The organism is Arthrobacter sp. NA-172, assembly GCF_043952055.1.
Taxonomy (GTDB): Bacteria; Actinomycetota; Actinomycetes; order Actinomycetales; family Micrococcaceae; genus Arthrobacter.
Genome location: NZ_JBINOT010000003.1, coordinates 1,421,817 through 1,433,841, shown reverse-complemented (window position 1 = coordinate 1,433,841; position 12,025 = coordinate 1,421,817). Strand labels below are relative to the sequence as shown.

At 62.0% G+C, this 12,025-nt stretch carries 12 protein-coding genes; 4 read left to right on the top strand and 8 right to left on the bottom strand.

Translation table 11 applies throughout. The features are described 5' to 3' along the window. Nucleotides 1–37 precede the first annotated feature (37 nt). The gene (locus tag ACF0H6_RS20835) at nucleotides 38–475 is read right to left on the bottom strand and encodes an RDD family protein (protein WP_395251300.1); all 438 of its coding nucleotides are present in this window, start codon (nucleotides 473–475) and stop codon (nucleotides 38–40) included. A 316-nt stretch (nucleotides 476–791) separates the two neighbouring features. Here ACF0H6_RS20835 and glnA point away from each other — a divergent pair, with 316 nt between their 5' ends. Further along, nucleotides 792–2,216 carry a type I glutamate--ammonia ligase gene (glnA, locus tag ACF0H6_RS20830; RefSeq protein ID WP_395251299.1) on the top strand — a complete coding sequence of 475 codons (1,425 nt, stop codon included), beginning with the start codon at nucleotides 792–794 and terminating at the stop codon, nucleotides 2,214–2,216. A 112-nt stretch (nucleotides 2,217–2,328) separates the two neighbouring features. Here glnA and ACF0H6_RS20825 read toward each other — a convergent pair whose 3' ends face one another. The 5 genes from ACF0H6_RS20825 to ACF0H6_RS20805 form a co-directional block, all read right to left on the bottom strand. Further along, nucleotides 2,329–2,772, bottom strand: a complete 444-nt coding sequence (locus ACF0H6_RS20825; protein ID WP_395251298.1) for a GyrI-like domain-containing protein — start codon at nucleotides 2,770–2,772, stop codon at nucleotides 2,329–2,331. A gap of 192 nt (nucleotides 2,773–2,964) precedes the next feature. Beyond that, nucleotides 2,965–3,129 carry a hypothetical protein gene (locus ACF0H6_RS20820; protein WP_395251297.1) on the bottom strand — a complete coding sequence of 55 codons (165 nt, stop codon included), beginning with the start codon at nucleotides 3,127–3,129 and terminating at the stop codon, nucleotides 2,965–2,967. Nucleotides 3,130–3,259: 130 nt separating this feature from the next. Then, the gene (locus ACF0H6_RS20815; protein WP_395251296.1) at nucleotides 3,260–3,781 is read right to left on the bottom strand and encodes a GNAT family N-acetyltransferase; all 522 of its coding nucleotides are present in this window, start codon (nucleotides 3,779–3,781) and stop codon (nucleotides 3,260–3,262) included. A gap of 50 nt (nucleotides 3,782–3,831) precedes the next feature. Then, nucleotides 3,832–6,837 (bottom strand): bifunctional [glutamine synthetase] adenylyltransferase/[glutamine synthetase]-adenylyl-L-tyrosine phosphorylase, encoded by a 3,006-nt coding sequence (locus ACF0H6_RS20810; protein WP_395251379.1) that lies wholly within the window; start codon nucleotides 6,835–6,837, stop codon nucleotides 3,832–3,834. 16 nt (nucleotides 6,838–6,853) lie between these two features. After that, nucleotides 6,854–8,194 carry a glutamine synthetase family protein gene (locus tag ACF0H6_RS20805; RefSeq protein ID WP_395251295.1) on the bottom strand — a complete coding sequence of 447 codons (1,341 nt, stop codon included), beginning with the start codon at nucleotides 8,192–8,194 and terminating at the stop codon, nucleotides 6,854–6,856. Nucleotides 8,195–8,383: 189 nt separating this feature from the next. Between ACF0H6_RS20805 and panB the strand changes: the two genes are divergently transcribed. Beyond that, entirely contained in the window at nucleotides 8,384–9,274 is an 891-nt protein-coding gene (gene panB, locus ACF0H6_RS20800; RefSeq protein ID WP_395251294.1) for a 3-methyl-2-oxobutanoate hydroxymethyltransferase, read from the top strand. Nucleotides 9,275–9,286: 12 nt separating this feature from the next. On the opposite strand, the gene ACF0H6_RS20795 is transcribed toward panB, so the two are convergent. Next, nucleotides 9,287–9,451 carry an SPOR domain-containing protein gene (locus tag ACF0H6_RS20795; protein ID WP_395251293.1) on the bottom strand — a complete coding sequence of 55 codons (165 nt, stop codon included), beginning with the start codon at nucleotides 9,449–9,451 and terminating at the stop codon, nucleotides 9,287–9,289. 114 nt (nucleotides 9,452–9,565) lie between these two features. Here ACF0H6_RS20795 and map point away from each other — a divergent pair, with 114 nt between their 5' ends. Together map and ppgK are read left to right on the top strand one after the other, a co-directional pair. Then, complete coding sequence (map, locus tag ACF0H6_RS20790; protein WP_395251292.1) at nucleotides 9,566–10,444, top strand: type I methionyl aminopeptidase; 879 nt, start codon at nucleotides 9,566–9,568, stop codon at nucleotides 10,442–10,444. Between the two features lie 72 nt (nucleotides 10,445–10,516). Further along, nucleotides 10,517–11,320, top strand: a complete 804-nt coding sequence (gene ppgK, locus ACF0H6_RS20785; RefSeq protein ID WP_395251291.1) for a polyphosphate--glucose phosphotransferase — start codon at nucleotides 10,517–10,519, stop codon at nucleotides 11,318–11,320. Between the two features lie 49 nt (nucleotides 11,321–11,369). On the opposite strand, the gene nrdR is transcribed toward ppgK, so the two are convergent. Then, the gene (nrdR, locus tag ACF0H6_RS20780; protein ID WP_395251290.1) at nucleotides 11,370–11,882 is read right to left on the bottom strand and encodes a transcriptional regulator NrdR; all 513 of its coding nucleotides are present in this window, start codon (nucleotides 11,880–11,882) and stop codon (nucleotides 11,370–11,372) included. Nucleotides 11,883–12,025: the final 143 nt, after the last annotated feature.

Here is a 12,025-nt window from a genome sequence, read left to right as displayed (position 1 = left end):
GAATATCCAGAGCAGGGCGGCTATTTTTTCGGAAAAGCTACATCCGAATAAGTATCGTGTTCATGGCTTTGTCGTGAAGGCCACGCTGATCGGGATCGAAGACAACCGCCGGAATCACGAGGCAAAGCAGGAGCGTGCGTACCACAGCGGCCAGCGGTCCTGCGGGCCCACCTCCCAGACGCACCACGTGGATACCTGCGACCCTGTGCCCGATGCTGTAGCCAAGCGTGCCGATGAGCAGGATCTGCTCCACCGCAAAGACTGCGAGCGTCGCCCACTGATTGCCGCCGAAGGCAAAGTTGCTGATTGCCAGGGCAATGGCCCAGTCGATGCAGATCGCGAGGATGCGGCGGCCCGCCCGGGCAATGGAACCGGGGCCGGACTCCGGCAGGCCAAGCCGTTCTCCCGGGTATTTGGAAATTCCGGACGTATCCGGGCCTGTAAGCCATGAACCAATATCTTTGCGATCAACCACAGTTCAAGCTTACGGCTTCACCACTGGATAGCCGACGGCGGGTGGTCCCCAGGCTGAGTGGTTCGCAGTGTCCCCGCAGAAAGACCACATACCGGAAGACATAGACTGGCACTGCGATAGACCAGTAGCGTTTACACAGCAGGCAATTCTGTAACCTGCACGAAACAATACTGATACCCCGGGGAAATCCCTTGTCCCTAGGGTTAGAGAAGTTGCTAGCCGCCGCAGCAGGGATACTTTTTTGTTTCCCTGCTATCGGTTTGAGCTGGATCAGACGGCCTGCGGGCCTGTTACTTGTTATGCGTTAGGAGCATAGATGTTCAAGACTGCGGACGAAGTCCTCAAGTTCATCAAAGACGAAGACGTAAAATTCGTCGATATCCGCTTCACCGATCTTCCGGGCGTCCAGCAGCACTTCAATGTGCCGGCCAAGAGCGTCGACGCTGACTTCTTTGTCAACGGTCAGCTCTTTGACGGATCTTCCATCCGCGGTTTCCAGGGCATCGCCGAGTCTGACATGCAGCTCATTCCGGACGTCACCACGGCCTTCATCGACGCCTTCCGCGTTGAGAAGACGCTTGCTCTGAACTTCTCGATCGTGAACCCCCGTACGGGCGATCCGTACCACCGCGACCCCCGCGGCGTTGCCGAAAAGGCTGAGGCCTACCTGGCCTCCACCGGCATTGCGGACACCGCATTCTTTGCTCCCGAAGCTGAGTTCTACGTCTTCGACAACGTGCAGTTCGAGTCCTCCCCCCAGGGCTCCTTCTACAAGATCGACTCGATTGAAGCCCCTTGGAACATGGGCCGCGACGAAGAAGGCGGAAACCTCGGTTACAAGACCCCCTTCAAGGGCGGCTACTTCCCGGTTTCCCCGGTTGACCACCAGGCTGACCTCCGCGACGCCATGTGCATCGCCCTGGACGAAGCAGGCCTCGAAGTCGAGCGCTCGCACCACGAAGTCGGTGCCGCTGGCCAGGCCGAGATCAACTACAAGTTCACCACCTTGGTGCACGCCGCTGACGACCTGCAGAAGTTCAAGTACGTCATCAAGAACACGGCATGGGAATACGGCAAGTCCGTTACCTTCATGCCGAAGCCGATCTTCGGTGACAACGGCTCGGGCATGCACTGCCACCAGTCCCTGTGGACCAACGGCGAGCCGTTGTTCTACGACGAAAAGGGTTACGCGGGCCTCTCTGACACCGCTCGCTGGTACATCGGCGGTCTGTTGAAGCACTCTTCCGCAGTGCTCGCTTTCACGAACCCGACCGTCAACTCCTACCGTCGCCTGGTCAAGGGCTTCGAAGCTCCGGTCAACATGGTTTACTCGCAGGGCAACCGCTCTGCCGGTATCCGTATCCCGATCACGGGCTCCAACCCGAAGGCCAAGCGCATTGAGTTCCGCGCTCCGGACCCCTCGTCCAACCCGTATCTGGCGTTCGCTGCACAGCTCATGGCTGGCATCGACGGCATCCGCAACCGCATCGAGCCCCCGGCTCCGATCGACAAGGACCTGTACGAGCTTCCCGCCGAAGAAGCCAAGGACATCCCCAAGGCTCCGGGTTCCCTCGAGGAAGCACTTGAGGCCCTGAGCGAGGACAACGAGTTCCTGCAGGCCGGCGGCGTCTTCACCCAGGACCTGATCGACACCTGGATCGAATACAAGTACGAGAACGAGATCCGTCCGCTCTCGCTGCGCCCGAACCCGTACGAGTTCGAGCTCTACTACGGCGTGTAGCTAATCACGGGGCTAAACGGGGTTTAGTCCGCAGCGGCCGTTGCAACAACCGGGTTATCCGGGAGTTGCAACGGCCGTTCGTCTTTAATGAAGGAGCACTACTTCGCCGCCTTCACGCCAACAGATAGTAGACCTCGGTCCATACCTTGGCGGGATCGTCGTTGTGTGGTCCGTAGACCTCCCATCGCGCGCCGGCAGTCTGTTTCTCCTGGGCGGTACACCAGTCAAACACGGCGCGATGCGCATCTCCCAACCCCGCGTACGCTCCGTAGTGAGTGGTTACGGCAACTCGTCCGGCCGGCAAGGTTGACGCCACTACCCGCCCCGTGAGCGGACACGGTACGAGCAACTCGACCCCCACCTCAACATGTGGCACGTCGTCCAAATACAGCATGACAACGCGGCAGCCTCGGGAGATCCCGCCCGCGCGGAGGCATGCCCACACCTCATCAGACAGTTCCCGCCACAGCGTCGGGAACTCCTGCCATGTGGTCGTCGCCGGCACCACTGCCGTAGGACGAGCCGCAACATCCGTCACCGTCACCTCGTAACGCATATTTTCTCCTGTGGGCATTGGGTATTGCAGGCAGAAGACGTCCCGACGGGGCGGTAGATGGTTCATTTTGACCCACTAATGGCGAGTGTGTGAAGGTGTCTTGCTTTGACGTTCACCCTGCCCGGGCCGCATAAAACAAGAACGGCCGTGTCCGTTAAGACACAGCCGTCCTTGTGTAAAGCTCAGGTATCCCTACACCCGCCTGCGCCCGCTAATCAACCGGAAGAGGAAGACGATGATCGCCAAGACGATCAGAATCGGGGCAATCCAGAGAAGGAACCCCAGAGCCTTTACGGTGCCGCCAATGATAAAGAAAACGATCGCGACGATCGCGACGATTCCAAGGATGACATTCATGATGTACCTTTCGTTTCAGTCGAAAACATTCTGATGATTGCCTTTATCGCTGTGCAAACCTCAAAAACCATACTGTAAGTATGCTTATTATTCTAATCAGCCGCCCTCGAGGTATCCCCGTGTCCCCGGTTCAGCCGGCAAATTCCCGATACATCGTCAGCTGGGGTCCGGTGCTGCCGCCCAGGTATCTGCCGCTTTCCGCGAAGCCGGCTTTCTCATAAGCGGAGCGGGCTGCGGGATTGCGCTCATTGACGGAGAGCACGACGCCGGCCTGCCCGCTGCCCAGCCTCGCTGTCAGCTTGTGTGCCTCCCGGGCGGCCGCCGCAGCAGCTTGGGAGCCCAATCCTCTCCCCTGGTGGCCCTGATCGATCAGGAAGCCCCGCAGGAGCCAGGCCGAATCGTCGTCGGGCCATCCTGCCAGCGTCGCCGCACCAGTCTGCAAGGTGAAGACTCCGACGGCGGCACCGTCCGCTTCGATGACGTACGGCACGCGGCTTTCGTCTTCCAGGCCCATGAGCATCATCGCGAAAGGGTCGCCGACGAAGTCTTCCTGCCCTGCAGCCAACTCCATGACCGCGACGTCACCCAGCTTGATGGCGCGGGCGTCATCGTCGAGGTCCTTCAAAGGAATCAACCACACGGTTTCACGCATCCTTCGAGCTTAGCGGCCCCCGCGCATCGCTCAGCAGCCCGGACGGGACATCACTGACCGTAGAAATCCTTTTCAAAGACAGCCCGCGCCCTCCGGCTCTGCCGCAGGTAATCCTCTTCGAATGCCGCGGCCTGGCCGGGAGCATAGCCACACCAGCGGGCCACGGCCTCCAGATCGCGCCGGGAGGCCGGCAGGAGGTCGGAAGCACGTCCGGTGCAGATCACATTTGCCGAGCGGATTCGGCTTGCCAGCCGCCAAGCATCGCGCAGCAGCACCACGTCGCCCCTGTCGAGAAGGCCCAGCGCTTCAATCGCGTCGAGGGCTTGCAGGGTGGACGTGGTCCGCAGCCCCGGATGTTTGCCTGCGTGTTGCAGTTGCAGAAGTTGGACAAGCCATTCGACGTCACTCAGTCCGCCCCGGCCGAGCTTCACATGCCTGGCAGGGTCGGCCCCCCTCGGGAGCCGTTCGGACTCAACACGGGCTTTGACCCGCCGGATTTCCCGGACATCCGTCTCGGCGAGCGATTCCGGATAGCGGATGGGGTTGATGAGCGAGAGGAATTCCGCAGCCAGCTCGTCGTTACCCGCCATGGGCTGGGCCCGCAGCAGGGCCTGGGCTTCCCAGATCAAGGACCACCGCCGGTAATACTCCGCATAGGAATCCAAGGATCGGACCATGGCCCCGTTCTTTCCTTCAGGGCGGAGGTCGGCGTCAACCACAAGGACCCGCTCAGCGAGGATTGCCGGCTTGAGGGGCTGGGTGAGCAGAGTGGAAATATGCCCCACAATCGCAAGGGCTTGCTGCTGTGCTTCCGCTTCGCTCGCTCCAGGCACGGCACGATGGACGTAGATGACGTCGGCATCCGAGCCGTAGCCAATCTCGCAGCCGCCTTGTCTGCCCATCGCAACCACGAGGACCTGGGTCTTGAGGGTCCCCTCGGAGGCCACGATGTTCTCGGCGACGTGCAAGGCGCCCAGAACCGCCGCCCGGTCCACATCGGCCAGTGCCGCGCCCACGGCGTCCTGCTCAAGGAGGCCGGCGCTGTCCGCAATGGCGATACGGAGGATTTCCCGGCGCCTGATAAGCCTGATGAGCCGCATCGCATTCTCGGGAACGGCGTGGCGTGACATTTTGGCTTGGATTTCCTGCCACTGGGCTTCAAATTCGAGAGGCATGAGTTCCTTGTCGGAACCGAGCCACGCAACGGATTCCGGGGAAACTTCCAAGAGGTCGGCGATCAGCCGCGAGTTGGCGAGCACATGGCAAAGCCGCTCCGCTGCCGCTTGCGAATCCCGGAGCATCCCGAGGTACCAATGCGTGGTTCCGAGTGCTTCGCTGACCCGTCGGAAGGCGAGCAGTCCGGCGTCGGGATCTACTCCTTCGGCGAGCCAGCCGAGGAGGATCGGCAGCAGTTGCCGCTGCAGGGCAGCACGACGGCTGACCCCCGCGGTGAGTGCCTGAATGTGGCGCATCGCGCCTTGCGGGTCGCGGTAGCCCAGCGCCGCGAGACGGCCTTGCGCGGCTTCCGGTGTGAGCCGGGCGTCTTCGCTGCTCAGCTTCGCGGCAGTGTTGAGCAGCGGCCGGTAAAAGATCCGGTCGTGCAGTTCCCGGACCGACCGCTTCGTTTTCTGCCACGATTCAATCAGGGCATCGGGGTGGGGCCTGCCCGTTGAGAAAGGACCCAGGACGGCTTTGGCGAGGAACCGCAAGGCGTCCTGGTTCGTGGGCATGAGGTGCGTGCGACGCATCTGGAACAACTGGATACGGTGCTCAAGGACCCGCAGATAGCGGTAAGCGGCGTCAAAGGCAGCGGCATCGACCCGGCCAATGTAGCCGCCCGCGGACAGTGCGGAAATTGCAGACGTCGTATCGCGGCAACGAAGCGTTTCATCGGACTTTCCGTGCACGAGTTGGAGGAGCTGCACGGTGAACTCGACATCACGCAACCCGCCGGGTCCCAGTTTGATCTGGCGCTGCTCCTCGGCAGGGGCGATGTTGTTGGTAACCCTGCGGCGCATCGCCTGCACGGACTCCACGAATCCTTCCCTGCCGGCGGATGCCCAGACGAGCGGTTGGACGGCTTGCTCGTACCGTAAACCGAGGTCCCTGTCCCCGGCGATGGTCCGGGCCTTAAGCAGTGCCTGGAATTCCCAGCTTTCCGCCCACTTCGCGTAGTAGCTCAAATGCGAGGGCAGCGTCCTGACGAGCGGACCGGATTTCCCCTCCGGCCGCAGGTTCGCGTCGACCTCCCACAGACCGGGTTCGGGTCCCGTAGCGCAGATCGCGCGTGAAATGCCGGCTGCGAGCGCCGTACCGATGGTCGCGGCCTCGGCATCCTCGAGGTTCGGCGCTTCGATTACGTAGATGACGTCGACGTCGGAAATGTAGTTGAGCTCACGGGCACCGCATTTGCCCATGCCGATGACAGCCAGCCCGACGCCGGCTATCTCGGCCGGGTCGAAGGTCGCTGCGGCTTCGGCCCGGGCCACCGCCAGGGCCGCCTCTATCGCCGCGCCGGCGAGGTCAGCCAGTTCGGCGCCGACAGCGGGCATGAAGTCCTGCGGACTGGCCGCGCAGAGGTCCTTGATGGCCAGTTCCGTCAATCCACGCCGGTAGGCCGTCCGGAGTGCGGAGTAGGCGCGGGGTCCGGTCATCCCGGCCACGGGCCTGGGAGAGTGAGGATCTGCCTTGACTGATCGGAGGAGCTTGATCCGCAGTTCACCGGCATCGGCAGACAGTGGCTCAGGGCTGACCCGGACATCGAAGACATCCAGATGCTCCGGATGCCTGATCAGGAACTCGCCCAAAGCCTCGGACGCCCCGAGCAGACGGTACAGCGGCTCGCTACGGTCGGGGTGCTCCCCCGCAAGCCGTTTGAGCGAGGGATGCTTCTCGATCAGGCGGACGAGCGACTGGAGCGCGGTGTCCGGACTGGCACTCAGGTGCAGCCCGGCGAAGATCGTGTCTTGGTCAATGCCGTCGAGCTCGCGGGCAGCGAGAAACCGTTCACCCTTCTCAAGATCGCTGAAACCGGCCGAAATGAGCCGGCGGGCCAGGCTGCACGCTCACGGCTTAGAGAATGCCGAGGTTGCGCTTGAGCTCGTAAGGGGTGACCTGGAGCCGGTAGTCCTGCCATTCCGCACGCTTGTTGCGCAGGAAGTGGTCAAAGACCTGTTCGCCGAGGATGTCCGCTACGAGTTCCGAATCCTCCATGGCGCGGATCGCATCGTGGAGGCTGGCTGGCAGCGGAGTGTGACCCATCGCCTTGCGCTCGGCTGTGGTCAGCGACCAGACGTCGTCTTCGGCTGCGGCCGGAAGTTCGTAGCCTTCCTCAATGCCCTTGAGGCCGGCACCCAGCAGGACGGCGTACGCAAGGTACGGGTTGGTGGCGGAGTCGATACCTCGGTATTCGATCCGCGCAGACTGGCCTTTGCCCGGCTTGTAGAGCGGCACACGAACCAAGGCGGAACGGTTGTTGTGGCCCCAGCTCAGGTAGCTCGGCGCTTCGCCGCCGCCCCACAGGCGCTTGTAGGAATTCACGAACTGGTTGGTGACGGCGGTGAATTCCGGTGCGTGCTGGAGGATGCCGGCAATGAACTGGCGCGCCGTGCGCGAAAGCTGGAACTCGGCGCCGGCTTCATAGAAGGCGTTGGCATCGCCCTCGAACAGGGAGAAGTGCGTGTGCATGCCCGAACCCGGGTGGTCCGTAAAGGGCTTCGGCATGAATGTGGCATACGTGCCCTGTTGCAGGGCCACTTCTTTGATGACCGTGCGGAAGGTCATGATGTTGTCTGCAGTCTGCAGGGCGTCCGCATAACGGAGATCGATCTCGTTCTGGCCGGGGCCGCCCTCGTGGTGGCTGAATTCCACCGAGATGCCGACGGATTCAAGCATGGTCACGGCAGTGCGACGGAAGTCCTGGGCCACCCCACCGGGCACGTGGTCGAAGTAACCGCCCTCGTCAACGGGAACAGGGACGCCGTTGGCATCGAGGTCCTGGGACTTGAGGAGGTAGAACTCGATCTCAGGATGCGTGTAGCAGGTAAAGCCCATGTCCGCGGCCTTGGCCAACGTCCGCTTCAGGACATTCCGGGGATCGGCTGTGGACGGCTCGCCGTCGGGAGTCAGAATGTCGCAGAACATCCTGGAGGTCTGCTCTGTTTCACCCCGCCAGGGCAGGATCTGGAACGTGGAGGGGTCGGGCTGGGCCAGCATGTCCGACTCGAACACCCGCGCGAGGCCTTCAATGGCCGAGCCATCGAACCCCAGGCCTTCCTCGAAGGCGCCTTCCACTTCTGCCGGTGCAAGTGCTACCGATTTCAGCAAACCGACGACGTCGGTAAACCACAAGCGTACGAAGCGCACGTCACGCTCTTCGATAGTTCGCAGAACGAACTCTTGCTGGCGGTCCATGAGGCCTCATTTCCGGGTCAACGTCCATGCCGCCGGTTCGAGGTTCGAAGCCGACGACAACTCCGCATTCACTCTACTAAGCATTGGCCCGGATTGGATGCAGGCCTGGTCCGCGTAACACAGCGTTTACAAATGCGGGCTGCGAGTACCCCGGTGGCTAGGACGGCCGGTACCGCATACGCTCTATTCATGGCCCCCAGCAACAGTTCCGATTCCAGCATGCCCGCCGAAGTTCCCGCTCCCTATGGAACAGGACCCGCCGTGACGGCTTCATCTCCCAAGCCCGTGGCCAGAATCCGGACGCACCACCTTCAACAAGCCAAGGCCAAGGGTGAGCGCTTTGCGATGTTGACCGCCTACGAGCAATACACGGCTGAAATCTTCGACCAGGCCGGCATCGAGGTCCTGCTGATAGGCGATTCTGCCTCCAACAATGTCTTCGGGAATGAAACCAGCCTCCCTGTAACTGTCGACGAACTCCTCCCCTTGTGCCGCGCGGTGGCCCGATCCGCCAAGCGTGCCTTGGTAGTGGCCGATCTTCCCTTCGGCAGCTACGAAGTGTCGGCTGAGCAGGCGGTGGCAACAGGCGTTCGCTTCCTCAAGGAAGGCTTGGTGCACGGAGTCAAGATCGAGGGCGGCGCTTACTACGCCGGAACCGTGCGGGCGATGGTCCAGGCGGGCATTCCCGTCATGGCGCACATCGGTTTCACGCCCCAAAGCGAACACTCTTTGGGAGGCTACCGGGTCCAAGGCCGTGGCGACGACGCCACCCGCTTGATCGAAGACGCAGTTGCCCTCGCCAACGCCGGAGCGTTTTGTGTGCTCATGGAGATGGTTCCCGCGGAAACGGCAGCCGCCGTCGACGCCGCCGTCGAGGTGCCCACGATCGGGATCGGAGCCGGCAACGCGACCACCGGCCAGGTGCTGGTGTGGCAAGACATGGCCGGGTTGCGCGGCGGAAAAATGGCCAAGTTCGTCAAGCAGTACGCGGATCTGCGCACCACTCTCAGCGAAGCCGCGAAGGCGTATGCCGACGACGTCCGGTCCGGCCAGTTCCCCGGCCCGGAACACTCTTTCTAAGCGAACACCGCGTCAGTCTTCGTCGTCCTTGTCCCAGGCATCGTTGCGCGCCTTGACCTTTTCCAAGGCGTGCTCCGCTTCCTCGCGCGTCTTGTAAGGACCGATCAACTGGGTCCAATCGGACATCGCGTCCTCTTCGATCTGGTGTGTCTGAACGTTGTACCAGTACTCCGCCACGGTTTCTCCTCTGCGAGTCCCGCCGTAACGCCGGCGGGGCGGTTGCCCGTTGACTAGGCTGTTTTTTAGCAACTTAGTTACTTGGGTCTCTTACGTCCCTTATATGATCAATCTATGCCTTCTCCCGCTTTGACCGCACCCATCGGCACGCTCACCCAAGGAACTGTCAGCCCACAGCTGCCGGTGCCGGCGTCCATCCCGCGCCCGGAGTACGTCGGCAAGCCCGCGCCGGCAAAGTTCACCGGTTCCGAGGTCAAAACAGCGGAAACCATCGAGAAAATCCGTATCGCCAGCAAAATTGCAGCCCAGGCGATCGTCGAGGTGGGCAAGCACATCGTGCCCGGCGTCACCACGGACCAGCTTGACCGGATCGGCCACGAGTTCATTCTGGACCACCACGCCTACCCGTCAACGCTCGGCTACCGGGGCTTCCCCAAGTCCCTGTGCTCCTCGCTCAACGAGGTCATTTGCCACGGCATTCCTGACAACACCGCGGTGCAAGACGGCGACATCCTGAATATAGACATCACGGCCTATATCAATGGCGTCCACGGGGACACCAACTACACCTTCTTGGTGGGCGACGTGGACGAGGAGTCCCGCCTGCTGGTTGAACGCACGCACGAGTCGCTCAACCGTGCCATCAAAGCGGTGGCTCCTGGCCGCGAGATCAATGTGATCGGCCGGGCCATCCAGTCCTACGCGAAGCGCTTCGGCTATGGTGTGGTCCGTGATTTCACCGGCCATGGCGTCGGGGAGGCCTTCCACACAGGGCTGATCATCCCCCACTACGACGCCGCACCTGCTTACAACACCGTGATCGAAGCAGGTATGGTCTTCACGATTGAACCCATGCTGACCCTCGGGACAGTCGAGTGGGATATGTGGCCCGACGACTGGACTGTCGTCACCCGCGACCACAAGCGGACCGCGCAATTCGAACACACCCTGTTGGTCACCGAGACCGGCGCCGAAATCCTGACTCTTCCTTAAGCTCTCCGGAAGGTCACCTGCAGCCCTTCACGCTGCGACTTGCCCACCCCTCCTGCCATGAACGGAAGCGCATTGACCAAGAAGGATGAGAAGATCCACAAGAATGGCCCGCTGATCGGCATCGACGTCGGTGGCACCGGTATCAAGGGCGGCATCGTCGATCTCAAGAAGGGCAAGATGCTCGGGGACCGCGTCCGTATTCCCACGCCGCAGCCCGCGACGCCGGGAGCCGTCGCCGAGGTGATCGCGCAGATCGTCGAAGAGTTGACGGCCCGCGACGACGCCCCAGCCAAGGGATCGCCCGTCGGAGTCACTTTCCCCGGAATCATCCAGCACGGCGTGGTCCGCTCTGCGGCAAACGTTGACAAGTCCTGGCTCGACACCGACATCGACTCGCTGCTCACCAAGCGCTTGGACCGCCCGGTAGAGGTCATCAATGACGCCGACGCCGCCGGCCTTGCCGAAGCCCGCTACGGGGCGGGCGAAGGCGTCGACGGCACGGTCCTCGTCATTACCTTGGGCACCGGAATCGGCTCAGCTTTCATCTTCAACGGCCATCTGGTACCCAACGCCGAGCTCGGTCACCTTGAGGTGGACGGCCACGACGCCGAAACGAAAGCATCCGCCGTCGCGCGCGAACGGGACGGTTTGAGCTGGGAAGAGTACAGCGTGCTGCTGCAGCGCTATCTCTCCCACGTCGAGTTCCTGTTCTCCCCCGAGCTCTTCATCATCGGAGGGGGCATTTCAAAGCGTTCGGATGAGTACTTCCCGCACCTCGACCTGCGGACCCGCATCGTCACGGCAGAGCTGAAGAACGACGCCGGAATCGTGGGAGCGGCACTGGATGTAGCCCTCCACCACAAGCTGGCTAAATAGCGTGGTGCCGGTGGTGGCTGCGGCTTCCCCTCCGCTGCCACCACCGGAGCTAGAGTGGGCTCTTCTCGGAGCTCTTGTCCGTGGCGCCCTTCGCTGGGGCTTCTGCCGCTGCAGTTTCGGCTTCATGGCGGAGCAGCGAAATGGCTGATTCAAAGTCTTCAAGCGATTCGAACGCCTGGTAGACACTGGCGAACCGCAAATAGGCCACCTCGTCCAGCTTCTGGAGCGGCCCGAGGATGGCCAAACCGACCTCGTGAGCATCGATCTCTGCGGCGCCCGACGACCGAATGTTTTCTTCGACCTCCTGGGCCAGCATCGCAAGGTCATCCTCAGTCACGGGACGTCCTTGGCACGCCTTGCGAACACCGTTGATGATCTTGATCCGGCTAAAGGGTTCCCCGACGCCTGAGCGCTTGATGACCGAGAGGCTGGTGGTCTCCACAGTGGTGAAGCGGCGGCCGCATTCGGGGCATTGCCGACGACGGCGGATGGCTGAGCCGTCGTCGGCCATCCGGCTGTCCACGACGCGCGAGTCAGGGTTTCGGCAGAACGGACAATACACGCTGGGCCTCCCTGTTCAGTTCCGGCCGAAGGTCCTGCGGCGAAACAGCCGGGAACGCAAAAGGTGCCGGAAGTTTGACTTCCGGCACCAGTTTACGGCTATATATGGCCTAATGACAAGACTGTAATTACTATATGTAGTGG

Excerpts from the sequence above, each read along its gene's own strand:
- glnA (WP_395251299.1), top strand. The coding sequence starts at position 792 with ATGTTCAAGACTGCGGACGAAGTCCTCAAGTTCATCAAAGACGAAGAC.
- ACF0H6_RS20825 (WP_395251298.1), bottom strand. The coding sequence starts at position 2,772 with ATGCGTTACGAGGTGACGGTGACGGATGTTGCGGCTCGTCCTACGGCA.
- ACF0H6_RS20820 (WP_395251297.1), bottom strand. The coding sequence starts at position 3,129 with ATGAATGTCATCCTTGGAATCGTCGCGATCGTCGCGATCGTTTTCTTT.
- ACF0H6_RS20815 (WP_395251296.1), bottom strand. The coding sequence starts at position 3,781 with ATGCGTGAAACCGTGTGGTTGATTCCTTTGAAGGACCTCGACGATGAC.
- ACF0H6_RS20805 (WP_395251295.1), bottom strand. The coding sequence starts at position 8,194 with ATGGACCGCCAGCAAGAGTTCGTTCTGCGAACTATCGAAGAGCGTGAC.
- panB (WP_395251294.1), top strand. The coding sequence starts at position 8,384 with ATGGCCCCCAGCAACAGTTCCGATTCCAGCATGCCCGCCGAAGTTCCC.
- map (WP_395251292.1), top strand. The coding sequence starts at position 9,566 with ATGCCTTCTCCCGCTTTGACCGCACCCATCGGCACGCTCACCCAAGGA.